Source organism: uncultured Erythrobacter sp., from assembly GCF_947492365.1.
GTDB lineage: Bacteria > Pseudomonadota > Alphaproteobacteria > Sphingomonadales > Sphingomonadaceae > Erythrobacter.
Genome location: NZ_CANLMB010000001.1, coordinates 185,311 through 211,743 on the forward strand (window position 1 = coordinate 185,311; position 26,433 = coordinate 211,743).

General features: G+C 62.5%; 25 protein-coding genes and 1 riboswitch. Of the genes, 16 read left to right on the plus strand and 9 right to left on the minus strand.

What is annotated here, in order from left to right; translation table 11 throughout:
- Positions 1-8: 8 nt before the first annotated feature.
- The 15 genes from murB (at position 9) to Q0887_RS00935 (ending at position 16,948) form a co-directional block, all read left to right on the plus strand.
- Positions 9-926, plus strand: a complete 918-nt coding sequence (gene murB, locus Q0887_RS00865; RefSeq protein ID WP_299195153.1) for a UDP-N-acetylmuramate dehydrogenase — start codon at positions 9-11, stop codon at positions 924-926.
- The gene (locus tag Q0887_RS00870) at positions 923-1,171 is read left to right on the plus strand and encodes a hypothetical protein (RefSeq protein ID WP_299191532.1); all 249 of its coding nucleotides are present in this window, start codon (positions 923-925) and stop codon (positions 1,169-1,171) included. The genes murB and Q0887_RS00870 overlap by 4 nt, the downstream gene beginning before the upstream one ends.
- A complete protein-coding gene (locus Q0887_RS00875) occupies positions 1,168-2,145 on the plus strand; it encodes a D-alanine--D-alanine ligase (RefSeq protein ID WP_299191534.1) in 978 nt (325 codons plus the stop codon). The genes Q0887_RS00870 and Q0887_RS00875 overlap by 4 nt, the downstream gene beginning before the upstream one ends.
- Positions 2,145-3,059, plus strand: coding sequence for an FtsQ-type POTRA domain-containing protein (locus tag Q0887_RS00880; protein WP_299191535.1), 915 nt, complete (start codon positions 2,145-2,147; stop codon positions 3,057-3,059). Before Q0887_RS00875 ends, Q0887_RS00880 begins: the two co-directional genes overlap by 1 nt.
- Complete coding sequence (ftsA, locus tag Q0887_RS00885; protein WP_299191537.1) at positions 3,059-4,375, plus strand: cell division protein FtsA; 1,317 nt, start codon at positions 3,059-3,061, stop codon at positions 4,373-4,375. The genes Q0887_RS00880 and ftsA overlap by 1 nt, the downstream gene beginning before the upstream one ends.
- A 190-nt stretch (positions 4,376-4,565) precedes the next feature.
- Positions 4,566-6,296 carry a cell division protein FtsZ gene (ftsZ, locus tag Q0887_RS00890; RefSeq protein WP_299191539.1) on the plus strand — a complete coding sequence of 577 codons (1,731 nt, stop codon included), beginning with the start codon at positions 4,566-4,568 and terminating at the stop codon, positions 6,294-6,296.
- Between the two features lie 101 nt (positions 6,297-6,397).
- Positions 6,398-7,810, plus strand: coding sequence for a tetratricopeptide repeat protein (locus Q0887_RS00895; protein ID WP_299191541.1), 1,413 nt, complete (start codon positions 6,398-6,400; stop codon positions 7,808-7,810).
- A gap of 165 nt (positions 7,811-7,975) precedes the next feature.
- The gene (locus tag Q0887_RS00900) at positions 7,976-8,482 is read left to right on the plus strand and encodes a YbjN domain-containing protein (RefSeq protein ID WP_299191543.1); all 507 of its coding nucleotides are present in this window, start codon (positions 7,976-7,978) and stop codon (positions 8,480-8,482) included.
- A gap of 29 nt (positions 8,483-8,511) precedes the next feature.
- Positions 8,512-9,321: a pyrroline-5-carboxylate reductase gene (locus tag Q0887_RS00905; protein ID WP_299191544.1), complete on the plus strand. Its 810-nt coding sequence runs from the start codon at positions 8,512-8,514 to the stop codon at positions 9,319-9,321.
- A gap of 161 nt (positions 9,322-9,482) precedes the next feature.
- Entirely contained in the window at positions 9,483-10,238 is a 756-nt protein-coding gene (locus Q0887_RS00910; RefSeq protein WP_299191546.1) for a Bax inhibitor-1/YccA family protein, read from the plus strand.
- A 284-nt stretch (positions 10,239-10,522) separates the two neighbouring features.
- The gene (locus Q0887_RS00915; RefSeq protein ID WP_299191548.1) at positions 10,523-11,479 is read left to right on the plus strand and encodes a hypothetical protein; all 957 of its coding nucleotides are present in this window, start codon (positions 10,523-10,525) and stop codon (positions 11,477-11,479) included.
- Between the two features lie 26 nt (positions 11,480-11,505).
- Positions 11,506-11,720: riboswitch (cobalamin riboswitch) on the plus strand.
- A gap of 110 nt (positions 11,721-11,830) precedes the next feature.
- Positions 11,831-13,819 (plus strand): TonB-dependent receptor, encoded by a 1,989-nt coding sequence (locus Q0887_RS00920; RefSeq protein WP_299191550.1) that lies wholly within the window; start codon positions 11,831-11,833, stop codon positions 13,817-13,819.
- A gap of 39 nt (positions 13,820-13,858) precedes the next feature.
- Positions 13,859-14,917 (plus strand): GTPase ObgE, encoded by a 1,059-nt coding sequence (obgE, locus tag Q0887_RS00925; protein WP_299191552.1) that lies wholly within the window; start codon positions 13,859-13,861, stop codon positions 14,915-14,917.
- 4 nt (positions 14,918-14,921) lie between these two features.
- The gene (proB, locus tag Q0887_RS00930; RefSeq protein WP_299195155.1) at positions 14,922-16,043 is read left to right on the plus strand and encodes a glutamate 5-kinase; all 1,122 of its coding nucleotides are present in this window, start codon (positions 14,922-14,924) and stop codon (positions 16,041-16,043) included.
- A complete protein-coding gene (locus Q0887_RS00935; RefSeq protein WP_299191554.1) occupies positions 16,040-16,948 on the plus strand; it encodes an NAD(P)-dependent oxidoreductase in 909 nt (302 codons plus the stop codon). The genes proB and Q0887_RS00935 overlap by 4 nt, the downstream gene beginning before the upstream one ends.
- Positions 16,949-16,952: 4 nt before the next feature.
- Here the strand turns inward: Q0887_RS00935 and Q0887_RS00940 are convergent, their stop codons facing one another.
- The 9 genes from Q0887_RS00940 to Q0887_RS00980 form a co-directional block, all read right to left on the minus strand.
- Positions 16,953-17,711 carry a phosphoadenylyl-sulfate reductase gene (locus tag Q0887_RS00940; protein WP_299191556.1) on the minus strand — a complete coding sequence of 253 codons (759 nt, stop codon included), beginning with the start codon at positions 17,709-17,711 and terminating at the stop codon, positions 16,953-16,955.
- Positions 17,708-18,184 carry a DUF934 domain-containing protein gene (locus tag Q0887_RS00945; protein WP_299191558.1) on the minus strand — a complete coding sequence of 159 codons (477 nt, stop codon included), beginning with the start codon at positions 18,182-18,184 and terminating at the stop codon, positions 17,708-17,710. Before Q0887_RS00945 ends, Q0887_RS00940 begins: the two co-directional genes overlap by 4 nt.
- Positions 18,177-19,805 (minus strand): nitrite/sulfite reductase, encoded by a 1,629-nt coding sequence (locus tag Q0887_RS00950; protein ID WP_299191560.1) that lies wholly within the window; start codon positions 19,803-19,805, stop codon positions 18,177-18,179. Before Q0887_RS00950 ends, Q0887_RS00945 begins: the two co-directional genes overlap by 8 nt.
- Entirely contained in the window at positions 19,805-20,101 is a 297-nt protein-coding gene (locus Q0887_RS00955; protein WP_299191562.1) for a DUF2849 domain-containing protein, read from the minus strand. The genes Q0887_RS00950 and Q0887_RS00955 overlap by 1 nt, the downstream gene beginning before the upstream one ends.
- A complete protein-coding gene (gene cobA / locus Q0887_RS00960; protein ID WP_299191564.1) occupies positions 20,098-20,868 on the minus strand; it encodes a uroporphyrinogen-III C-methyltransferase in 771 nt (256 codons plus the stop codon). Before cobA ends, Q0887_RS00955 begins: the two co-directional genes overlap by 4 nt.
- 95 nt (positions 20,869-20,963) lie before the next feature.
- A complete protein-coding gene (locus Q0887_RS00965; RefSeq protein WP_299191566.1) occupies positions 20,964-22,067 on the minus strand; it encodes a mechanosensitive ion channel domain-containing protein in 1,104 nt (367 codons plus the stop codon).
- A complete protein-coding gene (gene metC / locus Q0887_RS00970) occupies positions 22,064-23,266 on the minus strand; it encodes a cystathionine beta-lyase (RefSeq protein WP_299191568.1) in 1,203 nt (400 codons plus the stop codon). The genes Q0887_RS00965 and metC overlap by 4 nt, the downstream gene beginning before the upstream one ends.
- Positions 23,263-24,117 carry a sulfurtransferase gene (locus Q0887_RS00975; protein WP_299191570.1) on the minus strand — a complete coding sequence of 285 codons (855 nt, stop codon included), beginning with the start codon at positions 24,115-24,117 and terminating at the stop codon, positions 23,263-23,265. The genes metC and Q0887_RS00975 overlap by 4 nt, the downstream gene beginning before the upstream one ends.
- 59 nt (positions 24,118-24,176) lie before the next feature.
- On the minus strand, positions 24,177-25,745 hold the full coding sequence (locus tag Q0887_RS00980; RefSeq protein WP_299191572.1) for a hypothetical protein: 1,569 nt from the start codon (positions 25,743-25,745) through the stop codon (positions 24,177-24,179).
- Between the two features lie 147 nt (positions 25,746-25,892).
- Between Q0887_RS00980 and queF the strand changes: the two genes are divergently transcribed.
- Positions 25,893-26,360: a preQ(1) synthase gene (gene queF, locus Q0887_RS00985; protein WP_299191574.1), complete on the plus strand. Its 468-nt coding sequence runs from the start codon at positions 25,893-25,895 to the stop codon at positions 26,358-26,360.
- Positions 26,361-26,433 lie beyond the last annotated feature (73 nt).

Sequence of the window (26,433 nt, forward strand, 5' to 3'; positions counted from 1 at the left end):
ACGATCGCATGAACGACAAAGACGGTGCAGACATCCGCCCGCCGGTCGAAGGCGTGCGCGGAAAGCTCACGCCGAACGCTCCGCTTGCCAAACATGTCTGGTTCAAAAGCGGGGGCAATGCCGACTGGTTGTTCGAGCCCGCTGATGTCAATGATCTGAAGGACTTTCTCACGCGGCTGGACGGGAAACTGCCGGTCATGGCGCTGGGCGTAGGCTCCAACATGATCATCCGCGATGGCGGTGTTCCGGGTGTGGTGATCAAGCTGGGCAAGCCTTTCACCGAGGTCGAGGTTACCGGCGAGACAACGCTTCAGGCGGGCGCTGCTGCCCCAGTTAGCATTGTCGCGCGGCGCGCAGGTAAGGCCGGGATCGACGGACTGTCCTTCTTCATCGGCATTCCCGGATCGGTCGGCGGAGTGACGCGCATGAATGGCGGCTGCTATGGCCGCGAAACCTGCGACGTGCTGGTCGAAGCCGATGTGATCCTGCCCAATGGCACGTTCGCGACGCTCTCCAACGCCGACCTCGAATATACCTACCGCCACTCGGCCTTGCCCGAGGGTTCGGTTGTGGTTGCGGTGCGTTTTGAAGGCTATCCGGGCGATCCGGCAACGATCAAGGCGGAGATGGATCGCATATCCAGCCAGCGCAAGGATTCGCAGCCTATCGGCAGCATGACAGGCGGCTCGACTTTCAAGAACCCTCCGGGCCATTCCTCGTGGAAACTGGTCGACGATGCAGGTCTGCGCGGCTTCAAGAATGGCGGCGCGCAAGTGTCAGAAAAGCACTGCAACTTCCTCATCAACACCGGCAATGCGACCAGCACCGAAATCGAAGGTCTGGGCGAGATCGTGCGCGAGAAAGTGCTCGCCAATTCGGGCATCCAGCTTGAATGGGAAATCAGGCGGGTGGGCAGGGCGCTATGAGCGATAATTTCAAGTCGATAAGTAAGACTTTGGGTGGAGGCCTTCTTGCAGTTGCGGGGGTGTTGGCGCTTCTAAGCTTGTCGTTCGTGAGTCTGCTCACTGGCTTCCGAAATTTTGACCTGTTCGCAGCAGTGGATGGCGATTTCTTGCTGTTTTCGTTGGCAAGCTACGCAGCGTTAATTGGCAGCCTGGTGATGATGTATTTTGGGGCAGCATTCGCGCGCCGGGGACTGTCCAAACTATGACCGATAAACCCCCTCTCCACGTCGTCGTCCTGATGGGCGGATGGGCCAATGAGCGCGAGGTTTCGCTGATGAGCGGCGCGGGCGTTGCCGATGCGCTGGAGATGAACGGCCACCGTGTCACGCAGATAGACATGGGCCGCGACGTTGCTCTGCGGCTTGCCGAGGTGAAGCCAGACGTGGTGTTCAACGCGCTCCACGGCGTGCCGGGCGAGGATGGCAGCGTGCAGGGCATGCTCGACCTGATGGGCATTCCCTACACCCATTCCGGCCTTGCGACTTCGGTGATCGCGATTGACAAGCAGCTGACCAAGCAGGCGCTGGTCCCCCACGGTATTCCGATGCCGGGGGGGCGGATCGTTCCGGTCAGCGAGCTGCACGAACGCGACCCGATGCCGCGACCCTATGTCTTGAAGCCGGTCAATGAAGGCTCGTCAGTCGGCGTCGCTATCGTCACCGATGAGAGCAATGTCGGCAATCCGATTGCGCGCGAAGCGGCAGGGCCGTGGCAGCAGTTTGACGAGCTGCTCGCCGAACCCTTCATCAAGGGGCGCGAATTGACCACTGCGGTGATCGACGGCGCAGATGGCCCGCGCGCGCTGGGCGTCACCGAGCTCATCATCGAGCACGGCTTTTACGATTACGAGCACAAATACACCGAAGGGCGCACCCAGCATGTTTGCCCAGCGCAAGTTCCGCCCGAAATCGCTGCCTTGTGCGAGCAATATGCGGTGAAGGCGCATGAGGTGCTCGGCTGCCACGGCACCAGTCGCACCGATTTCCGCTGGGATGACGAGCTGGGTGAGGAGGGGCTGTTCGTCCTCGAAACCAACACCCAGCCGGGCATGACACCGCTCAGTCTGGTGCCTGAACAAGCGCGCGCCGCCGGGATCGGCTATGCCGAACTGGTCGAGCTGATCGTCATGGAAGCGATCCGGGTTCACGAAATGCAAACTACCGAAAAAGGAGAGGCGTGATGGCAAAAATCAAACGCAGCTCTGGCAGAGGCGTCCGCCGCGCTGCCAAATCGCAAAGCCGCGCCGCGGGTGCGCGCCGGGCCAAAGCCAAGACCACCAGCATCGTCGATAAGGCGATGGGCATACTGCCCTTTACCGAGGAGCAATGGAGCACGATTTGGCTGACGCTGATTATCGGCGGCGCTGTCGGGCTGGCCTTTGTGATCGCCAATCTCGCGGGTGTGCCGGCCATGGCTCAGCAGCAGGTCGCAGCGATGGCTTCGGATGCCGGTTTCGAGGTCAAGCAAGTGAGCGTTACTGGCACGCAGCGCATGGACGAACGGCAGGTCTATGCCCGCGCTCTCGCCCAGCGCGAACGGCCTATGCCACAAGTCGAGCTGGAGGCTTTGCGCGCGGAATTGCTCGAGCTGCCATGGGTCAAGGATGCGCGGGTTTCGGTCCAGCTGCCTGCGACGCTGGCCATCGATATTGTCGAGCGCGAACCGCATGCGGTGCTTGAAAAACCGGACCGTCTGATGCTGATCGATGCAAGCGGGGTCGAGCTGGAGCCGATTTCGGACGAGGCCGCAGCCGAGATGCTGCGTATCTCCGGACCCGGCTCTGCGCAGCAAGTCGCGCCGCTTGAGACTCTGCTGGCCGCCGCTCCCGCGCTTGGCCCGCAGGTCGAAGCAGCCGAATGGGTTGGCAATCGCCGGTGGAATTTGAGCTTCAAGAGCGGGCAGGTGCTCGCTTTGCCCGAAGGTGCGGATGAATCCGCCAGCGCCTTGGTGAAATTTGCCCGCATGGACGGCCAGAACCGGCTGCTCGGTGGGCAAGTGGCGACCTTTGATATGCGCTCGCCCCCTCGCATCTATATGCGGGTACCGGGGCGCGCCGATGCGGTTGAACTCGGCGACACGGAAGGCACCCCCTGATGGCCTCGAAAGCGGCTCCCAAAGCGCGGCTCGCCAAGATTTTCGCGGCTGTGAATGTCGGATCGTTCCGCATCTCGGCGATGATTATGGGTGAGACCGAGACGGGCGAATTGCTCGTGCTGGGTTCGGGTCACCGCGCCTCTCAAGGGATCAAGCGCGGCTATGTCACCGACATGAAAGCCGCGACCTATGCGATCCGCGATGCGGTTGAGCGCGCGGAGAAGAATGCGGGCACGAGCGTGCAGAGCGTGTGGATCGCCTGCGCCGGCGCGGGGCTGAAAAGCAATGTCTCCAAGGTCGAGATCGAAATCGGTGGCCGACGGATCGAAGAGGAAGATGTCGAACATCTGCTGATCGAAGCGCGCGACATGATCCAGCCCGATGGCCGCACAGTGCTCCACGCGCAGCCTGCTCATTACACACTCGACGGCGCGCATGGTGTTGCCAATCCGCGCGGGCTTCATGCCGAGCGGCTTGGGGTCGATGTGCATGTTATGCTCGCCGATGGCGCGCCGGTGCGCAATCTGATGGAAGCGGTGCAAAGCGCGCATCTCGAAGTCGAAGCCGTAGTCGCCGCTCCGCTCGCATCGGGATATGCGTGCCTGTCCGAGGAAGAGCGTGAGCTGGGCGTGGCGCTGGTAGAGATCGGTTCGGATGTGACCAATGTCTCGGTCTTTGCTGCCGGAATGCTGCTGGGCCTGCGCGCAATCCCGATGGGATCGGGCGACATTACCGACGCGGTAGCCAGCGCATTCGGCATTCGCCGGTTCCAGGCCGAGCGGCTCAAATGCGTCTCTGGCAGCGCGATCGCCTCACCCAGCGACCACCGCGAAATGATCCCCGTTCACGGCCCCAATGAGGGCGCGGGCGAGCCTAGCGGACCGCATGCGCGCGGCGCGGATGACAAGAACCGGATTGCTCGGGCAGAGCTGATCTCGGTCATCACACAGGCACAGTCGCAGCTGACCGGCGCAATCGGCAAGGCTTTGAAAGAAATGGGCTTTAGCGGCACGCGCGCGGGGCAGGTTGTGCTCACCGGCGGCGGCGCGGAACTCGCAGGTCTTGCCGAATTCACCCAGAGCGCACTTGCGATGCCTGTCAGGATCGGACGTGCACCTGCGCTCAAAGGGCTGCCCGAAGCGCATGCCACTCCGGGCTTTGCAGGGCTTGCCGGACTGTGCCTCTATGCCGCCGAAGACCCCGTCGATATCCGCGCCTTCGGATCACGCCGCGCAGGCGGTGCAGACTTTGGTGGATCGCTTAATCCGGCCTTTGCCATCACCCGTCTATTCCGCGCCATGCGCGAGTATTTTTGAGGTCCGCGTGGATGTAATTCTATGTCTCGCGGGATTCTCTTGCGCAGCGGCATAGTGTATGAGGGTAAATATGTGCCTGTGGATAAGGAAATCTGCGGGATAACCGGCACATGGCTAATGTGCCATTTAAGTTTACGCCGCAGGAAATACGGTCGCCCAAACTGCACCCTGCGTCTGGAGGATTTACGCGATGAGCATCAATATCGGCCCGGCAGACACTGACGATCTGCGCCCCAAGATTACCGTAGTCGGTATCGGCGGCGCGGGCGGCAATGCGATCGCCAACATGATTGCTTCGGAAATCGAAGGCGTCGAGTTCATCGTCGCCAACACTGATGCGCAGGCGCTCAGCACTTCACCGGCTGAAACCCGCATCCAGCTTGGCCCCGACATCACTGGCGGCCTTGGCGCAGGTGCTCGGCCAGAAGTGGGCAAGGCTGCTGCGGAAGAGACCGTAGCCGAGATCGAGGACGCGCTCGACGGCGTGAACATGGTCTTTATCGCGGCTGGCATGGGCGGCGGCACGGGCACCGGAGCCGCCCCAGTGATTGCAGAGGCCGCGCGGCGCAAGGGCGTGCTGACTGTCGGCGTCGTGACCAAACCGTTCCTGTTCGAAGGGACGCGGCGCATGCGAGCTGCCGAGGCCGGCATTGCCGAGCTTCAGGATCACGTCGACACGCTGATCGTGATCCCCAACCAGAACCTGTTCCTCGTCGCCAAACCGGAAACAACCTTCAAGGAAGCCTTCGAGCTGGCCGATGAAGTGCTGCAACAGGGCGTTCGCTCGATCACCGATCTGATGGTGATGCCGGGCCTCATTAATCTCGACTTTGCCGATGTGCGCTCTGTGATGAGCGAGATGGGCAAGGCGATGATGGGCACGGGCGAGGGCGAAGGCGAGAACCGCGCGCTCGATGCTGCCGAACAAGCGATTGCCAACCCACTGCTGGACGGCGTGTCGATGCAGGGCGCGAAGGGCGTCATCATCTCGATCATCGGCGGCGAAGACATGAAGCTGATGGAAGTCGACGAGGCTGCGAACCACATTCGCGATCTGGTCGATGAAGATGCCAACATCATCTGGGGCAGCGCCTTTAATCCCGATCTATCGGGCAAGATTCGAGTGTCCGTCGTCGCTACGGGTATTGAGGGCAATGCCGGCGCAGACGCACCGCGCACTGCGCAATCGGCTCTTTCAAGCAGCCGCGCGCCCAAGCGTCCGGTGCTGGATCTGTCGGGCAATGAAGAAGCCTCGACTGACGATCTGGTGCGCTCACCTGATATGGATCCGGAGCAAGAGCCTGAAGCCGAAGCACCGCAAATGCCGGTCATTCCCGACCCTGTCGAAGCTGCCATGTTGGATGATGATGGCGAGGGTGATGCCGAAGACGAAGACGGCGCTGAACCTTTTGACCTCACCGGCATGCAAGCGGGTGACGATATGGGCGATGAAGGCGATGATGTTGACGAGATCGTCGACCCGCTCGCCGGACTGCGCGGGGCCGAAGAAGAGGACGATTTCGGCGACGAAGCCGAGGGTAACACGCTCGACCTGGATGGCGAATATGCCGGAGAGGACGATGCACTCGACGATGGAGGAGAAGCCTCGCAGGAAGAAGTGCTCGCCGATGCTGACCGCCTTGCCGAGGAAGATCAACCGGTTGAACCGCGCCATGGCGGACGCCGTGCAGAAATTCTCGGCTCTGGCGGAGAATCGGGTTCGGGCGGCGGCTCCGGCGGTGGCGGAGGCGGCGGTGGTTCCGGATCGGGCGGCGGCACCACTCTGTTTGAACGCATGGCCAATTTGTCGCGCTCCTCTGGTTCGGAAGACGAAGACGGCGATGGCGACGGGGACGATGATGATGGTGACGCACCGGCGCTCAGCATTCCGCGCTTCCTCGGACGGCAGAACAACCAGTAAGAGCGACTTCGCACACGCTTGGCCGAACGCGCCGCGCGGTTCGCCCCGCGTTGGCCGCGTACTGGCTGGCGCGCGGCGGAAAACTCACTAGCCATAGTCTCGTGCCACGAATTCTTACTCACTCGCTACTGGTCGCAGCTGCAACCGGCCTTCTGACGCTTATCGCACCGCAGCCAGCGCATGCGCAAAGCAGCGGCACTGCAGTTGTGCAACCGCTTCCTTCTCCGCAGGTGCAGCGCTTGAACCGCGCGCTGATGGAGCTCGCGCGCAGGCCGCGCCGGGTCAGCAGCCTGCTCGAAGCGGGCGATGCCTCGCTCGAACTGGGCGATTTCAATGCGGCGATCGGATTTTACGGCCGCGCTGCTGACATCGATCCGGCCAATGCACAGGTGAAGCTGGGGCTGGCGCGGGTCTATCTGCGCTCGGGCCGTCCGCTCGAAGCGATCCCGTTATTTTCGCAGGCCCGCAATGGCGGAGCTCCTGCTCGCGACTTCCTCTCCGATCAGGCGCTGGCATTCGACATGATCGGCGATGGAGAGGCTGCGCGTGCGGCCTATGAGCGAGCCATCGTGCTGAACCCGCAGGACGACGAGGCGCGCCGCCGCCTCGCGCTCAACTACGCGATTTCCGGAAATGCGGAAGGGTTCCAGTCGACGCTCTCTCCGTTGATCGAAGCGCGCGATCCCGCAGCGGTGCGCACGCGTGCCTTTGGCCTTGCTATCTTGGGAGAACAGGAGCGCGCAGAGGGGATCGTCAACGCCTCGATGCCGACCGACCTTGCCGCACGGATCAATCCCTATCTGGCCTTCATGCCGCGTTTGACACCCGCGCAGCAGGCGGCTGCTGCCAATCTCGGCATATTCCCGCGCGCTGCCGATATTGGCCGCGAAGACCCGCGCATCGCCCGCTTTGCCCGCGAAGGGGCGGCGGGTTCCTTGCTCGAACCTGCCGGAGAGCCGCTGGGCGCTCCGGTAGAGACAGTGTCGCGCGAGGTTGCACAGGAAGCGCCCGAGCGGGTGGCCGAAGCCGCGCCTGAAACGCCGCCAACTGCTGAGCGAAGCCTACCAGAAATCGCGACTCGGGAGGTTGAAGAGCCAGCAAGCGTCGCCGATGCCTTTGCCGATCTGGACACTGCCGAATTGCCAGTCAGCACCGCGCGCGGCGATGCGGTCGATCTCGCGGCTATTGAAATCCCGCGCGAAGCGGCGCCCGAGCCCGCGCCTCAGCCGGCCGAACCCGAGCATCCGCGCCGGATATGGGTGCAGCTTGCGACCGGGCGCGATGTTGATGCCCTGCGCTTTGACTGGCGGCGTTTTGTCCGCACCGCACCTGAATTGCTTGGCGATTACGAACCGCATGTCACGCCTTGGGGCCAAGCGAACCGCTTGCTCGCGGGACCGCTCGACAGCCGCTCAGAGGCGCGTGATCTCGTCAATGCACTGTCGCAAAAGGGGCTCGCCACTTTCTTCTATACCAGCCCGGAAGGGACGGAAATTCAGCGCCTTACGCGTTGATTTAATTGTATCCCCTGCTTTCTTTGCACAAGCTTTGAACAAGCCAATCGGGTTCTCCCCAGCCCCTCGGCCCGCTTCCATTGCCAATCGGGGGGGAGAGCGGGCATTCCTCGCCTCGATGCCAAAGACCCCCTCCTTTATCCCGACCTTGCTCAAGGTTCTCCCATGAGACAGCGCGAAGCCGAATTCAGCGCCAATGACGACGCTGCGCCGGTCGAGATGCTCGCCGCATTGTTCGAAGCGCGAGGGTGGGAGTGCGAGGTCACGTCCGACGATGAAATGGTCGGCGAAGTGCAGGGCAGCTGGGCCAAGTACCAGCTCCGCGCGATCTGGCGCAGCGCGGACAATGTCCTGCAATTCCTCTGCCTGCCCGATATCCGCGTGACTTCGGAGAAGAAGCAGAGCGCCTATGAGCTGCTCAGTCTGATCAACGAACAGATGTGGCTGGGTCATTTCGACATCTGGTCGAACGGCGACGTGCTGCTTTATCGCCACGGTGCATTGCTGGGCGATGACGGGATGCTGTCGATCACGCAGGCGCAGTCTTTGGTCGAGAATGCGATCGACGAATGCGACCGCTTCTACCCCGCATTCCAGTTTGTGCTGTGGGGCGACAAGTCTCCGCGCGATGCGCTGGATGCGGCAATGGTTGACGCGATGGGTGAAGCATAGCCATGTCAGCTGCCGAAAGGTGGTTTTGAATGAGCGAGTTCAAGCAGCTTCTGATTATCGGATACGGCAATATGTCGGGCGCGATGCTGGCCGGATGGTTGGCGAGCGGCGTTTCGCCGGATCGCTTCGCTGTGCTCAACCGCTCTTTCAAGCCAGCTCCTGAAGGCGTGCGCGTCTACCGTGACATTGCCGCGGCTGCGGCTGCGGGCACGCATGACGCGATAATGCTCGGCTTCAAGCCACATCAGCTTGCGGATCTTGCCCCGGACTTTCAGGAGCTTGCAAAGCAGCGCGGTGTCTATTCTCTCCTCGCCGGACTGACGCTGGCGCAATTGCGCGAGGCATTCCCACAAGCCAGCGCGCATGTGCGGGTGATGCCCAATCTCGCCTCGCGCATCAACAAATCGCCGATTATCTTGGCGCAGAGCGGGCTAGACGAGACGGCGCGCGAAGGCGTAACGCAATTCTTCGACCTGCTCGGCAACGCGGTCTGGCTCGAAAGCGAGGAGCATTACGACCTCGCCACCGCTCTGGCTGGATCGGGTCCGGGTTTTGTCTATCGCTTCATCGACGCACTGGCAGAGGCAGGTGCGTCGCTCGGTCTAAGCGAGGATCAGGCAAAGAGCCTCGCGATCGCCATGGTCGATGGAGCCGCATCGCTCGCTGCGCAGGCCGATATCTCGCCCGGAGAGCTGGCAGACCGCGTCGCAAGCCCTGGCGGGATGACGCGGCAGGGTCTTAACGTGCTCGACGACAAAAAGGCGCTGGTCGAACTGCTCACGAGCACGCTCGACGCGACAGCAAAGCGCGGCGCGGAGCTCGCAGCGGGCAAGAAGTAAGCACGCGGTTAAGCATAACCGGTGCATGAATGAACGAAAATCGCGGAAATCGCGTCCGGTTTCGCTTGAAAACGCCGCGCAAAACCACGATATTATCCACCAACGGTGCGTATTGTCGCGCCGATACTTGGAGACTCCTGTTTTGGAGAAAGGGTTCCAAAATGACTGATTGGAAAGAAACTCAGCGTCCGGGCTTTGGCACGACGCCGCATGTCGGCGGCGCGGTTGATGCACGCGCTGATTATGATGAGGGCCTTCGGTCCTACATGCTCTCAATCTACAATTACATGGCATCGGGCGTTCTGCTGACCGGCATCGTCGCGCTGCTGTTTTCGTGGGGCGGCATGGACGGATCGATTATCGGCTCGCTTTACCAAAGCGGCAGCCCGCTGATCTGGGTTCTCAAGTTTGCACCTCTGGCCTTCATCCTCGCGATGAGCTTTGGCCTGCACAAGATGAGCCAGACGACGCTCCAGATGGTGTTCTGGGCCTTTGCGATTGTCATGGGCATGTCGATGTCGACGATTTTCCTGGTCTTCACCAGCCAAAGCATCGCCACAACCTTCTTCGCAACGGCAGGCGCTTTTGCCGGCCTTTCGCTGTGGGGCTACACCACGAAGAAAGACATTTCCGGCTGGGGCAGCTTCCTCATCATGGGCGTGATTGGCCTTATCATCGCGATGGTGGTCAATTTCTTCCTGCAATCCGAAGCGATGGCATTCGTGATCAGCGGCATCGGCGTTCTCGTCTTTGCCGGCCTTACCGCCTACGACACGCAGATGCTGAAGAACCAGTATGCTTACGTGCAGGGCACCGACTTTATGGGCAAGGCGATCATCATGGGCGCGACGAACCTCTATCTCGACTTCGTCAACATGTTCATGTTCCTGCTCCAGTTCCTCGGCAGCCGCGAGTAGCCTGCTCGACAAACGGATGCTCTGGAGGGAAACTTCCAGTAAACTGTTGAAACACTGAATGCCCGGAGCCTTACCCAAGGTTCCGGGCATTTGCTTTGTGAGGCAGCGCGGCTAACGCTGTTGCATCCTGAGGGTCGCGCGCGGCAGACTGGCTGCGAAATCTGTCCGCAGGTGGCACATGGCGCTTCACTTGCGAGCAAGGCCGGCGCTGCCATGGTAGCAGCCGCGATTAACTCGGGGACCGGTCCACCGGGGCCGGAGGATTTATGAGAGGCAATTCGAGAATGGGCAGATCTTCGAAAGAATCGAAACTGGCGAAGCGTGGCGGCGCGATGGCTGCTCCGGTCAAGATCACCGCGATTGCGGTTTCGCTCGCCATGCTGGGGGCCTGCGCCACCGTTCCCGAGGCACCGCCAGCTCCGCCACCGCCTCCTCCTCCTCCGCCGCCGGCTGAAGTCATTCCCTACCGTCCGCTACCCCCCGGCGGAGCGTCCTATGTGATGGAAATTCCGGGCAAGAATCTGTTCGGCAAGCGCCAGACGGTCAATCGCGGCCTCTCGGCAGATGAAAGGGTATGGCACTTCCGCTCCGCCTGGAACGTCGCGGCGCTCAATTGCGTAACCGCGCAATACGAACCCGTGCTCACCGCCTATAGCGCCTATATCAGCGATCATGCGGGTGCCTTGGGCGCGGTGAATGACCGGATCGATGCCGAATATCGCCGCGAGGCTGGGGCACGTCGCGCAGGCATTCTGGCGCGTCAGTCGCATATGACCTCGGTCTATAATTTCTTCGCCCTGCCGCCCGCCCGCTCGCGCTTTTGCCGCGCCGCGCTCGAGATCTCGAACCGCTATTCGCTGGCACCCGTCGATCCGATCGAGTTTGCCAAGGACAATTTTGACCTGATCGAGGAGCCGTTCGAGCTGTTCTTTGAGGAATATGAGCAATATCAGCGCGCCTCGGCCGAATGGGACGAGAAATATGGCGAGCAATATGGTGCATCGCAGCCCGGCTGGGTTGCCGTGCAAGAGGCGCGCGCCAACGGGATCGCTGTGCCAAGCGTCGGCGATGCGCCCGCATCCACGCTGGCCGCGCCGACTACGCCTGCTGGCGCAGTCACTGACCCTGCCACCGGCCTTGCGGTGCCCGTCGTGCCGGTAGCGGAAGGTTTCGTCTCGCAGCCGGTCACGCAGCCAGTGTCTCAGGATGACGGCGGCGCGCAGACAGATTCGCCGCAATAGAGCTGCGATGCAGCAACATCTTGCCCAGCGCAATCCGACAAGCTAGTCGTGCGCGCATGCGCCGGTAACGGGAATGCGGTGCGCCCCAAAAGGGCAATTCCGCAGCTGTCCCTGCAACTGTAAGCGGCGAGCTTTTGATCCGCGCTCCAGCTGGAGCAATCACTGGGCATAACGCCCGGGAAGATGTGTCAAAAGCCTCGACCCGTGAGCCAGGAGACCGACCGGAGCATGTCGCTTGTGGCTTTGCTCAGGGATTGGCAGGGCGCGAAGATCTTTCGTTTCGAGCGACGAATAGTGCGCCGGGCTTTTGTCCGGCCGTAGTTCTGGCTCGATCTGAAAGGATCACATGAAATGAAGTTCCAATCCTTGTTTGCAGGGGCGTCGATCTGCGCGCTTGCTCTATCCGCATCCGCACTGGCGCAGGATGAAGCGGTGTCTGATGCGGGTGATGCGCCCCAGACCGAAGATGGCGAGGTTGAATATATCGCTATTCCCGATGCGCGCCGGATCGATTCAAACACCATCCTTGTCCGCGCCGACCGCACCGATAGCGGGCTGTCCTTGAGCGACTATACTGGCTCTGCCACAATCGTCTCGGCGGAGGAGATGGAGCAGCGACAGGTGCGCGATGTCGCCGATGTGCTGCGCGATGTGCCCGGCGTGGCGGTTAGCAGCGTTGCGGGGCAGACCCAATTGCGCCTGCGCGGATCCGAAGCCAACCATGTGCTGGTTCTGGTTGACGGGATCGAAGTTTCCGATCCGTTTTCGGGCGAGTTCGATATCGGCACCTTGCAGGCCGAGATCGGCAGCCGGGTCGAGGTGCTGCGCGGGCCGCAATCCGCGCTTTATGGCTCGGACGCCATTGGCGGCGTCGTCGCCTATGACAGTCGCAGTTTCAGCGGGTTTGGGGCGCGGATCGAAGGCGGCACCAACAACACGATCAACGGCGCGGCGCGATGGGGTTATAATCTCAACGGGTTTGATGTCTCGCTCTCGGCCACGGTGGTGAGCACTGACGGCGAGCCAAACGCCCGCCCAATCAATGGCGGCGGCACGCGCGATATCGGGCGCGACAGCTACACCGTGTCGGGCAAGATCGCAGTGCCGGTGACGGACAATTTCGCCCTGCGCGCCGCTGCCCGCTACATCCGCACCGAGGGGCAGTTCAACGACCAGAACTTCTTCCTTACCGGCCCCACTTTCGGCTTCGTCGTCGACAGCCCGGAAACGCGTTTCGAGAATGAAGCGATCTATGCGCTGGTCGGGGCCAAGCTTGAACTGGCCGACAACCGCTGGAGCCACGATCTCTCTGCGCAATTGGCCGATATCACCCGCGACACGTTTGGCGCATTCGGTCCGAGCAATGCGAGCGAAGGCGACCGGCTCAAGGCCTCTTACGTCACTTCCTACCGGCCAACAGGCGGCCATAGCATCACCTTCGCCGCCGATTGGGAGCGCGAGCAGTTCCGCAACGCCACGCCCGGCGGTTTCGCGTTCAACGGGCAGCGCGAGATCGAGAATGTCGGGCTGGTGGGCGAATATCGCTATGCAGGCGAGCGTTTCGATTTTTCGGCCGCGATCCGTCACGATATCAATGACCGTTTCGCCGACGAAACGACTTTTCAAGTCGGCGCAGGCTTCAATCTGACCGAAAGCACACGCCTGCGCGCCTCGGCTGGTTCGGGGATCAAGAATCCGGGCTTCTTCGAGCTGTTCGGCTTCGTCGATGGCCGCTTCATCGGCAATGCCGACCTGACGCCGGAAAAATCGACCAGTTGGGAGGTCGGGATTGAGCAAAGCCTGCTCGGCGGTGATGCGACTCTGTCTGCGACCTATTTCGATGCGACGCTGGAGGACGAGATTTTCACGACCTTCCCTGCGCCGACCTTTGTCGCAACACCCGCCAATCGCACGACTGACAGCAACCAGCGCGGCGTCGAACTGGCGCTCTCGGCGCAGATCGCGGAGCAATGGAGCCTTAACGCGGCCTATGCCTATCTCGACGCCGAAGAGAATGGCGTGACCGAAGTCCGCCGCCCGGAAAGCATCGCCAGCGCTGCGCTCACATGGACTGCACCGCAAGAGGCCGCATCGGCGACCCTTGTGATCCGCCACAATGGATCGACCGAAGACCTTGCTTTCCTTGATCCGAGCTTTGTGCCGACGCGCGTGACGCTCGACGATTACACGCTGGTCAATCTGAACGCGCGGGTCCGGTTGGCGGCCGGGCTGTACCTGTTTGCACGGGCGGAAAACCTGCTTGATGAGAACTACGAGCAGGTTTTCAGCTTCGTCTCTCCCGGTCGCAGTGTGATCGCTGGTTTCGAAGCGACGTTCTAAACTCTCGCAATCTGTCGAGGAAATGCATAGGGGAGCCTCATGCATTTCCTCGATCAGGCCAAAATCTATCTCAAATCAGGCGGGGGCGGACCGGGTGCGGTCTCGTTCCGGCGCGAGAAATACGTCGAATATGGCGGACCCGATGGCGGCAATGGCGGCAAGGGCGGCGACATCGTGTTCGAAGCGGTGCAGGGGCTCAACACCCTGATCGACTTCCGCTACGCCCAGCACTTCAAGGCCAAGCGCGGCAATCACGGCCAGGGCCGTGACCGGACCGGCGGAGGCGCTGATGACTTGGTGGTGAAGGTGCCGGTGGGCACGCAGGTTCTTTCCGAGGACAAGGAAGAGGTGCTCGCCGACTTTACCGAAGTGGGCCAGCGCATCGTCTTTCTCGAAGGCGGGATGGGCGGGCGCGGCAATGCCTCTTACAAAAGCTCCACCAACCGCGCCCCGCGCCAGCATCAGCCGGGTGAACCGGGCGAAGAGATGTGGGTGTGGCTGCGGCTGAAACTGCTCGCTGACGTGGGCCTTGTCGGCCTGCCCAATGCGGGCAAATCGACCTTTATCAACGCGGTCTCGAATGCGCAGGCGAAGGTGGGCGACTATGCCTTCACCACTTTGGTGCCCAAGCTGGGCGTGGTCCGCCACAAGGCGCGCGAATTTGTGCTGGCGGACATTCCCGGACTTATTGAGGGCGCAGCTGATGGCGCAGGGATCGGCGACCGGTTCCTTGGCCATATCGAGCGTTGCCGGGTGCTGATCCACCTGATCGACATTGCCGGCGATGATCCGGTCCAAGCGATGCGCGTCGTGCGCGAGGAGCTGGAAGCTTACGGCGCAGGGCTGGAGGGCAAGCCGCAACTGGTCGCGCTCAACAAGCTCGACCTTGCGGACAAGGAACTGGGCGATGCCTTCTCCGAGGAATTGATTGCGGCGGGCGCGGACGAGGTCTTTGCCGTCTCCGGCGCGACCGGCGCGGGGATCGAGCAATTGATGGACGCGGTGCTTAGCTATCTGCCCGACCGCACCTCGACCGAAACCAACACGGTTGAAGTCGAAGAGGTCGACGAGGATGGCGGCGAATGGTCGCCGATCTGATGCCATGGCGATCACTTCGATAGATCAGATCGGTTCGGCGGGGCGGCTGGTGGTCAAGATCGGCAGCGCGCTGCTGGTCGAGAATGGCGCGCCTGCTCTTTCGCGGCTTGCGACGCTGGCCAAGGACATTGCCAAATTGGGGGCAGGCGGCACGCAGATCATCGTTGTCAGCTCGGGAGCGATTGCGCTGGGCGCAGCGAAACTAGGCCTTCCCAAAGGCGGCCGCGCGAGCCTTGCCGATGCGCAGGCAGCCGCCTCTGTCGGGCAGGTCGCGCTGGCGCAATTGTGGGGCGAGGCGCTGGGTGAGCACGGCATCACCGCTGCGCAAATGCTAGTGACAATTGGCGATCTCGAAGACCGGCGGCGCTATCTCAACGCGGCGGCTACGCTCGACCGCTTGCTCGAAGAGGGCGTGGTGCCGGTGGTCAACGAGAATGACAGCGTTGCGACAGAGGAAATCCGTTTCGGCGACAATGACAGGCTCGCAGCGCGGGTCGCGCAGGCGGCGAATGCGCAAGGCGTGTTGCTGCTGTCGGATGTCGACGGCCTTTATGACCGCGCGCCCTCCGACCCCGACGCGAAACTGATCGAGCGGGTCGAAGGCGTTACGCCTGAAGTGATCGCAATGGCGGGCGAGGAATCGGGGTCGGGGCTAGGCTCTGGCGGGATGAAGGCGAAACTTCAGGCCGCGCGTATTGCCGAACGCGCAGGCATCACCTTGGCGATCATCAATGGCACGGGCGATCATGCGATTTCTGGTGCGATAAAGTCAGGGCGCGGGACGGTTTTCCTCCCCGTTCGCAGCGACAATGCGCGCAAGAGCTGGCTTGGCGGGAGGCTCGCCCCCGAAGGTGTGCTGACCGTTGACGCAGGCTGCGTCGAAGCTTTGTCGGGAGGTGCGAGCCTGCTTGCGGCGGGCCTCACCGAAGTGGAAGGCGAGTTTGATCGCGGAGCGCTTGTGAGCCTGCACGGGCCGAAGGGCGAGCGGCTGGGGCAAGGGCTGGTCGAATATTCCGCCGCTGAATGCCGCGCGATTGCGGGGCTGAAGCAGGGTGAGCAGGAGGCCGAATTGGGCTATGTCCCGCGCGCGGCTGTCGTACACCGCGATCATATGGTGCATTCGTGAGCGTCTACGCGATCACCGGCGCAACCGGCTTTGTCGGTGCGGCGACGCTGGATGAGGCGTTGGATGCGGGCCATCAGGTCCGCGCGCTGACACGCAAGCCGCAAGGTCCACGCGAAGGCGTCGAATGGGTTGCAGGCACCCTGTCTGACGAGTCCGCTCTGGTGGAGCTGTGCCAAGGCGCGGATGCGGTGATCCACATTGCGGGCCTCACCAACACGCCTGATCCGGCGCTGTTCGAGACCGCCAATGTTACCGGCACCGCCAACGCAATCGCAGCGGCGAAAGCAGCCAAGGTGAAGCGCTTCGTCTTCGTCTCCTCGCTCTCCGCGCGCGAACCGGATTTATCGCTCTACGGAGCTTCCAAAGCGCGCGCCGAGGAGCTGGTGCAAGCGAGCGGCCTCGACTGGACCATCGTGCGCCCACCTGCCGTCTATGGCCCGCGCGACAATGACATGTTCGAACTGTTCCGCTCGGCGCGTTTCGGCCTCGTCCCGCTGCCGCCCAAAGGCGCGACGTCGATCATCCATGTGAGCGATCTGGCGCGGCTGTTGCTGGCACTCGCGGGCCGCAAGGGGCTGAAAACTATCTACGAACCCGATGATGGCCGCGAAGGTGGCTGGTCGCATAAGGAGATGGGGCAGGCCATCGGTCGCGCGGTTGGCAAAAGCTCGGTGCTCGCGCTCAACCTGCCTGCCGGAGTGCTGAAAGTCGCAGCAAAAGCCGACAAGCTGCTGCGTGGTGACAAGGCCAAGCTGACCGCAGACCGCGTTGGCTATATGCTCCATCCCAACTGGGTCGCGCGCTCGGACAGAGCCGTGCCGCTCGACATCTGGCAGCCGCAGATCGGTGGTGAGGAAGGCCTCAAGCAAACCGCGCAATGGTACGAGGCCGAAGGCTGGTATTAGCGCCTTAGAGGAACGGTTCCTCGCCCGGCTTGTGGATGCCGCATTCGGTCTTGTCCCAACCCTTCCAGCGGCCCGAGCGCGGGTCTTCGCCCGGTGCGACTTTGTGGGTGCAGGGCTCGCAGCCAATCGACGGGAAGCCTTTGGCGACCAGCGGGTGTGCAGGCAGATCGTGCGCCTTGAAATAGTCCGCGATTTCGTCCGCGCTCCAGTCGATCAGCGGATTGATCTTGAGGCGTCCGGCGGCGTCTGACGTGTCCACTTCGAAACGCGGCAGGTTCGCGCGGGTCGAGGACTGGAACGATTTGCGTCCGGTAAAACTCGCATCGAACCGGTCGAGCGCCTTCGCAAGCGGCTTCACCTTGCGGATCTCGCAGCAGCCATCGGGATCGTAGGACCAGCGCAGGCCCGTCTCGTCCTTCGTGGCAAGATCATCGGGATCAGGCGTCAGGATTTGCAGATTGGTCAGGCCGATTTTCTCCGCCACCAGGTCGCGATATTCGAGCGTCTCGGCAAAGTGTTTGCCGGTGTCGAGGAACAGGACAGGGATGTTGGGATCAACCTGCGCGACAAGGTGCAGCAGCACCGCGCTTTCCGCGCCAAAGCTGGACACAATCGCAATATCGCCCGCCAGATTGCCCTTGATTACTCCTTCGAGCATTTCGAGCGTCGAGGAGCCGCGGAACATGCGGTTGAGCCGCACCGCGTCATGCTCAGAAAAGCGCGGGCTGGCGTCGAGCCGGTCGATCTTGCGCACTTCGTTCATTGGTCTGCTCCGGCGCCCGCTCCGTGGCGGATTTCCTGAATCGTGCGTCGCCCATCGGTCGTGCGCTGGTAGACATTGTCCCAGGTTGAAAAGGCGCGGCGCGCATCTTCTTCGTCGAGCGTCTGGTCGGGGGCAAAGGCGTCAAAACCGCAGCGGCGCATATGGCTGAGCTGGTCCACGCCCAGATCGCCAACTGCGCGCAATTCGCCGGTGTATCCCGCTTCGCGCAGGATGCGGGCAGAGGAATAGCCGCGCCCGTCGCCGAAGGTCGGGAAGTTGACCTCGATCAGCGCGAGCCGGTCGAGAAATGGCAAGAGTTCGCGTGCATCGTCACCCGGCTCGATCCGGACAGCGGTGGCGTTGGTCTGGTCGCAGCATGCATCGACGGTGACCGTGCCGTGATCGGCAGGCTCGTCGTCGCGGAAGCGGAATTGCACTTCGTCGGGGCTGGTTCCGAGGTCGGAATTATCCATAAAGCGCCTCCTTGAACGGCTCCATGCCGATGCGTCTGTATGTGTCGAGGAAGCGCTCCTCACCCTCCCGCCGATCGAGATAGACATCGGTGACTTTCTCGACCGCTTCGATCACGCCGTCCTCGGTAAAGCCGGGGCCGGTGATCTTGGCGAGGGAGACGTCTTCCGCCTCGCTGCCGCCTAATGAAAGCTGATAGTTTTCAACGCCTTTGCGGTCGACCCCAAGGATGCCGATATGGCCCGCATGGTGGTGCCCGCAGGCATTGATGCAGCCGGAGATTTTGAGCTTCAACTCGCCCAGCCTGCCGGTCTTGCCGCTCGCATCGAAGCGTTCGGAAATGCGCTGTGCGAGCGGGATCGAGCGGGCATTGGCGAGCGCGCAATAGTCGAGGCCAGGGCAGGCGATCATATCCTCGATCGAGTCCATATTGGGCGAGCCAAGGCCAGCCGCATCGAGCTCGGTCCACAGAGCATGCAGGTCTTCAATCCTCACATGTGGCAGGACAACATTCTGGGTGTGCATGATGCGCAGTTCGTCAAAGCTGTATTGCTTGGCCAGCTGCGCCATCAGTCGCATCTGGTCGCCCGTCGCATCGCCGGGAATGCCGCCGACCGGCTTCAGCGAGATCACCGCGCTGACATAGGCATCATGCTTGTGGCGATTGGTGTTGCGGTCGACCCACAGCGCAAAGTCTGGGTCGGAGCGGTCAACTTGCTTGGCTCCGTCTGCGAAGGCCGGATCGGCAAAGAACGGCTTGATCCGCTCCAGCTCCTCGCGCGGTGGCTCGATGCCTTGGCTGAGCAAATGCGCGAATTCTTCCTCGACCTGGCTGGTGTATTCGCCCTTGCCCAACTCGTGGACGAGGATCTTGATCCGCGCCTTGTACTTGTTGTCGCGCCGTCCATAGCGGTTGTAAACGCGCAGGCACGCCTCGGCATAGGTGATCAGCTGATCGAGCGGGACAAAGTCGCGGATCATCGGCGCGATCATGGGCGTGCGTCCCATGCCGCCACCGACAAAGAAGCGCGCGCCAAGCTCACCCGACTGTTCGACGATCTGGATGCCAATGTCGTGCAGCCGCATCGCCGCGCGGTCTTTCGAGCTAGCGATCACCGCGATCTTGAACTTGCGCGGCAGATATGTGAATTCGGGATGGAAGCTCGACCATTGGCGCAGCAGTTCGGCATAGGGGCGCGGATCGACCAACTCGTCATGCGAGGCCCCTGCGAAATGATCGGACGAGATGTTGCGGATGCAGTTCCCGCTGGTCTGGATCGCATGCATCTCGACCCTGGCAAGGTCGGCGAGAATGTCTGCGGCATCCTCCAGCTTGATCCAGTTATATTGCAGGTTCTGGCGCGTGGTGAAGTGGCCATAGCCGCGGTCATATTTGTCGGCGATATCGGCCAAGGCGGTCATCTGTTCGCTGTTCAGAGTGCCATAGGGGATCGCGACGCGCAGCATATAGGCGTGCAGCTGAAGATAGAGGCCGTTCATCAGCCGCAGTGGCTTGAACTGGTCTTCGGTCAGCTTGCCTTCGAGCCGGCGACGCGCCTGATCGCGGAATTCCTCCACGCGCGCATCGACCATGGCCTGATCGTAATTGTCGTATTTATACATCAGATTACCCAGTCAATCGCTTCGGGGTCTTTGGGTTTGAGCGTCAAATCGGCGCGCACCGTGGGGCCGAGCGCGCGGATGCGGTCCTTGATATGAGCGGGGCGCACGCCCTCTGCGGTCTGCTCCGCCTCGATAATGTAGGGGACGTTGACGCGGCGCAGCGCCTCTTCGCGGGCCATGATTTCGGGGCCTTGATCGCCGACATCGGCGGCTGCATCGACATAGAGCGACCAATTGGTGCCGTCCCACCAGATGACCGCGCCGCTCTTCAGATCGTTGCCTGTGAGGATTTTCATAGCGCTGCCTGTGTTGTTTGCGCCTTTTGGGCGACCTGAGCGATTGCGCCGGTGCCGCGCGCGGTGACATCGCCGATAACAATTAAGGCAGGGCTCTTGATCGCTTCTTGCTCGACCAAATCGGGAAGCCCTGCGAGCATCCCGCGCACAACGCGCATTTCAGGGCGCGCGGCGTTCTCGATCACGGCCAAGGGCATGTCGGGCGCGAGGCCGTCTGCCATCAGCTTTTCGGCGATCTGCGGGGCGGTTTTGACGCCCATATAGATCACCAGCGTGCGGCCCTTTCCGGCAAGGCCAGACCAGTTCTGGTCCGACAGTCCTTTGCACTGGCCCGCGACAAAGCTGACAATGCTTGCTGCATCGCGGTGGGTGAGGGCGATTTGCGCGGCAGCAGCGGCTCCGTTGGCAGCGGAAATGCCCGGCACGATCTCGATCGGAACGCCCGCAGCGCGCGCATCCTCGGCCTCTTCACCGCCGCGTCCGAAGATCAGCGGATCGCCGCCTTTCAGGCGCACAACGTCATGCCCGGCGAGGGCTTCGCGCACCAGCAATGCGTTGATCTGGTCTTGCGGCAAAGTGTGGTGCGCACGGCGCTTTGCGACCGAGATCAACTCAGCATCCGGTGAGGCGAGGGCGAGGATATCGGCGCTGACAAGACCGTCATGGACGATGACAGGTGCGCGCTCGATCAGCCGCGCGGCGCGCAATGTCAGCAGGTCGGGATCACCCGGGCCTGCGCCGACAAGATAGATGGTGCCAGTTTTCATAGCCCCGAAATGGTCGAAGCCTTGCCCGCTCGCCAGCGAGAATGGATTTGCAGGGGCTAAGCAAAGCTATTGCGGCCCGCGCCTATGAAGACGGTTCAGGTCTTGCCCGCGCTCATCAGCTCGACCAGCTGATCGAGCTGTTTGGACGAACGCAGGTGCAAATCGCGCTGCGGATAGGGGATTTCGATCTCGTTCTCTTTGAACAATCGCCAGATGCGCAGATAGACGTCGCTGCGGATATTGGCGATGCCTTCCTCGGGGTCGCGAATCCAGAAACGCAGCTCGAAATCGACTGAATTGTCGCCAAAGCCCATCAGATTGACGCGCGGATTGGGGCGTTCGAGCACGCGCGGCGTGTCTTCAGCGGCCTTGTAAAGCAGCTCCGACACCAGATCGAGATCGCTGTCGTATGAGACACCGACCGGCGCCTTCACGCGCACATCTTTCGAGCTGTAGGACCAGTTGACCACCTGATTGATCATCAGGTTCTCATTCGGGATCAGATGCTCGGTCTGGTCACGCGTGATGACCGAAATCGCGCGGATGCCGATCTTGCGGATTTGCCCGATAGCCTCGTTCCCCGCCTGATCGGTGACAGAGATCACATCGCCCGGCTTGATCGACTTGTCGAGCAGCAGGAGGATGCCGGAGATGAGGTTGCCGAAGGTCTTTTGCAGGCCGAAACCGATGGCCAGACCGAAGGCGCCGCCAAAGAAGGCCAGCGCGGTGAGGTCGATCCCCAGCATGTCGATTGCGACGAGAAACGCGAAGGCCCAGATCGCGATTGTGCTGAGCTTTTCGGCGAGCAATTGCTGGGTGCTGTCGAAGCGCGTGATCCGGCGGATGACGCTGCGGCTCAGCCTTGTGGCCATCCACGCGGCGGTCATTACCAGCAGGATCACACCGATCACCAGCAGCACGTCGAGCAGCGATATCCGCACCATGCCGAAGTCAATTGCGGCGTCGTTAAGGGCTTGCAGCACCGCTCCGGCGGTTTCGTTCTTGGCGCCGACTCCTTCGACCAGCTCTTGTGACGCTTCGATGGCCTCTACCGGCGCTTCGGGTTCGGCTTCGACCGGCGCGGCTTCCTCTGCAGATACAGCCTCGCCTTCAGCGCCTTCGCTCTCCGTGCCTTCCGGGGCAGCCGGATCCTCGGCTTCGGTTACATCTGCGGGCAGGGCGCCGGTGCTTGCGGTCATGTCTGGTCCAATTGTGAGAGCCCTGCCGCAAGGTCCGCGATCAGGTCGTCTGCGTCTTCAAGGCCGATGGATAGGCGAAGCATGGGCCGCGCGCTACCCCCGGAGCCTACCGGGCCTGCTTCCATCACCTCGCGGTAATCCTTGGGGAAAACGGGCAGAGCAAGGCTCTCAAACCCGCCCCAGCTATAGCCGATCCCGAACAGTTCGAGCGCATCGGCAAGCTGTCCGCTGGCATCAGGGTCGTCGCTGGCAAGCGCGAAGCTGAACAACCCGCAGCCGCCGGTGAAATCGCGCTTCCACACAACGTGGCCCGGATCGCTTGGCAGCATTGGGCACATGACCTTGGCAATCTGCGGCTGTTCCTCAAGCCAGCGCGCAATCCGCGCCGCGCTCTGTGTCGAATGTTCCAGACGCACCGCCATTGTCCTGAGACCGCGCGAAGCGAGCGCCGCATCGTCGGGCGAGACAACCTGCCCCAGTTCCTGCGAAGTGCGCCTCAGCGCGCGGTACCAGCGCTCGCCCGCGCTCGCCGAACCCATCATCAGGTCCGAATGCCCGCCGACATGCTTCGACAGGCTCTGCATCACGATGTCGCAGCCATGCGTCAGTCCGGCAAAGCCCAGCGCGCTCGCCCAGGTGTTGTCGAGCAAGCTCACCGCCTTGGCAGCGCGGGTAATCGCGGTGAGGGCGGGGATGTCGCAGACTTCCATGGTGAGGCTGCCGGGGCTTTCAAACCACACCGCGCGCGGGGCGGTTTTGGCCACCAGGGCCTCGAATGCAGCGATGTCGAGCGGGTCGAAGAAGCTGTGCGTGATCCCCATCCGCTTGAGCAGGCCCGTCGCCATCGCGCGGCTGGGGTCGTAGGAATTGTCGCTCATCAGCAGATGATCGCCGGGTCTCAGCACCGCCAGAAGGCAGCCCGCAATCGCCGCGACGCCGCTTGGATAGAGCACCGTGCCATGCGCGCCGTCTTCGATCTCGGTCAGAGCCTCGGCCAGCGCCCACTGCGTAGGAGCGCCGCGTCTGCCGTAGAAAAAATCACCATCCTTGTTCGATCCGGTGGCGGCTTTGCGCGCGGCTTCGTTTTCGTAGAGGTGGGTAGAGGCGCGCCAGACCGGCGGGTTCACAACCGCGCCGGTCCATTCCTTGCGGCGTCCGGCATGGGTGATGCGGGTGGAAGGCTTCTTATCGTCGCTCATGCGGGACCTTGTTTCTTGGGCATGTCGGGATCGCTCTCCCATTCCATCCAGCTGCCGTCATAGAGCTTTGTGTCCGTGATGCCTGCCAGATGCGCGGCGAACAGGAGCACACAGGCGGTCACACCGCTGCCGCATGTGGTGATGAGCGGGCGGGAAGGATCGACACCTGCCGCTGCGAAGGTCTCGCGCAATTCGGTGGGCGATTTGAATGTTCCGTCAGCGGTGAAGACTTCGCCAAAGGGCAGGTTGAGCGAGCCGGGGATGCGCCCGTTCTGCCCGCCATGGACCGGGTCAATGCCGAGGCCAAAGACGCGGTCGGCCCCGCGTGCATCGAGCACTTGATGCGCGCAGCTTTCTATATTGGCGAGCATGTCAGTCTTGAACACGACGTTTTGAGCGGCGGGAAGCTGCGCGGCGGGCGCAGGATCAATATCGGCAGTGCCGCTCTCCAGCGGCAGGCCGTCGGCGCGCCATTTGGTCAGCCCGCCATCGAGGATGGCGACATTCTCCACGCCATGCGCGCGCAGGGTGAACCATGCGCGAGCAGCGGTCTTCACCCCGCTATCGTCGTAGAGGATGATGGTCGCATCCGCGGTCACACCCAGCGCGGCCAGCCGCTCGGCTACCTGCGCTGCATTGGGGAGCGCAGCGGGAACTTCGGAAGTGGTGTCGCACCAGCTGGCCAGATCGAGGAAACGCGCGCTGGGAATATGCCCCGCTTCAAACTCGGCACGCGGATCGCGCTTTGCAGCAGGCAAATGGCGCGAGGCATCGAGGACCGCGACGTTTGCGCTGCCGAGTTTGTCAGCGAGCCAATGGGTTGTGACGAGGTTGTTGGATGGAGCGGCCATTCTTGCGTGCTAGCGCGGTGCGCGGATCACGCCAAGCCCGCGTGCTCACTCGGGCCGGATCATGCCGGTTCTGCCGCAGCGTTGCCTTCGCCCAGCGGTGCTTTGATCAGCTGCGCGCGCAGGCCCGGTATGCCGCCCGGAGGTCCGTCGAGCGGCAGCGGGTGGACCCGCCCATGGCTCGCCGCGCTTGGTGAGCCGATAACAAAGCTGCTCAGTCGGGCGTTCTGGCCCGCGCCCTCAATCGTGACGTGCAGCAGCGGGATGAACAGCGGCGTTGCGCCCTGCCGCATCGCGGTTACTTCGCTCAGCGGCAATTGCAGCTGACAGGTGAGGCGGTGGCTCTGATGCGGGCCAATCCGTTCGATCTGGCCCACCGGCTGCATCCCTGCAATCGGCGCGGTAATCGAGACACCGCGCTGTGCGCAGGCGAGCTTTGCCGAAACAACAAGATCGCGCGCGGCATGGTCTGAACGGTTGGCGATATCGATCCGAAAATCGACCGCGAACATCATCAGGCTGCGCGTTGCATTGCCGATCTCGACGCCGAGATCGAGCCGGACCGGCGGCCGCGCGGCAGCTGCGATGCCGAAATCGGGTTCGGGCAAGTCTGGCGAGGCTATGGGAGCAGCGACAGGGTCGGGCCCTGGTTGAGGCTCTGTTTCCGGTTCGGCAACGTGGGGCGGCGGCAGCGGCGACGCAGGGGGGGCGGGCGCGGGTGCCGGAGCGGCGCGGGGCATAGACGTTTCGGCCTCATCCTCATCACCGACCAGATCGCCAAGCGGCGCGGCCATTTGCCCTGCGATGGCGCGGCTGACCCCGCGCGCAAGCGACATGCCGTCGCCGGTCAATTGCTCGGACTCGCGCCGTTTGCGCCGCCAGATCAGCATCCCCAGCGTCGCACCGATCAGGAAGAGCAGCGCGATCCCAATCATCATCTGATTGCGCCGGGCAGCGGCCTGTATCGCGGCAAAGTCACCCGCGCCGCTGGCGGGAACAAAGTCGCTTGCCGGTGCTCCGTCGGTCTCGCCCTGCGGAGAGACGTCATACCAGCCATCGGGGCCAATCTCGGGCAAGGGCTCGTCAGGGCCGGGGATTGTCTCGAAGCCCGGAGCAGCGCGGTCCAGCGGGATAGCCGCACCTGCGCCGGGTTGAGTGTCGATTGGTGCGGGGGCGGTGCGTGTGGTCGTTTGCGCAGGCGTTGGAGAGGGTGTTGGCGTTGCTGTCCGGGTGGCAGGCCGCGTTGCTGCGGGCCGCGACGCGCTCGGCGCGGGCGATGGCGCGGCTGTCCGCGTCGCAGCGGGTGTCGGCGTCGGCGTTGGAGCAGGCGTTGTTACGGGCGCAGGTGCCGCAGTGGGCGTGGGAACCGGCGTCGGAGTGGGCGTCTGGCGGATAATCCGCGGCCCGATCTGCACTCCGGCGCGTTCATCCACCGGACCTTGCGGCGCTGGCGTAGGCGTGGGCGAAGGCTGCGGGAGCGAAAATCCGCCGCCTGAACTTTGGGCCGCAAGCGGTTGCGCGATCGCCAATGCCGCACTCGACGCAAGCAGCACGCGCATCAGGCCCCGCACAGGCGGGTTCTTCTGGATCGCAAAAGTCGGTTTCGGGGCGCGCATCATGCGTTTGAACATTTGAAAGCTGGTGCCTGAACCGGCGATTGAGCGCCCGTAGGGAGACGCACCACACCGGAAAATTACTATCCTATCTCCATAGAACACATAGAGCCTGCGTCCAGTTCCTCGCTTGCAAGTCACCCGCTTTCGCGGCAACAGCGCGGCATGGAAAGCACACAAGGCTCGCACGAACCCGCCTTTTTGGGCAAAGACACCCCGCTTCCCGCTTCGCCCGAGGAAGCGCAGCTTGATTACGTGCCCAATCCGCGCGCCGGGGCGCTCTATCTGGTGCGCTTCGCCGCGCCCGAGTTTACCTCGCTTTGCCCGGTGACCGGCCAGCCCGACTTTGCCCATCTCGTGATCGACTATGCTCCAGATGAGACCATCGTCGAGTCGAAGAGCTTAAAGCTGTTCCTGGGAAGTTTCCGCAATCACAACGGCTTCCATGAGGACGTAACTGTGGGAATTGGGCAACGCCTTTGCGAAGAAATGCGGCCCAAGTGGTTAAGGATTGGCGGATATTGGTACCCGCGCGGCGGCATTCCGATCGATGTTTTCTGGCAAAGCGGTGCAGCGCCCGAAGGCCTGTGGGTGCCTGACCAGGGAGTGGCCTCCTACCGAGGTAGAGGCTGAGCGAAAAGGCTGCTTTACAAAGCCTTTCCAACGGGCATTTGGGCCTGAAATCCGCGCCCCTCAATCCTTGCTA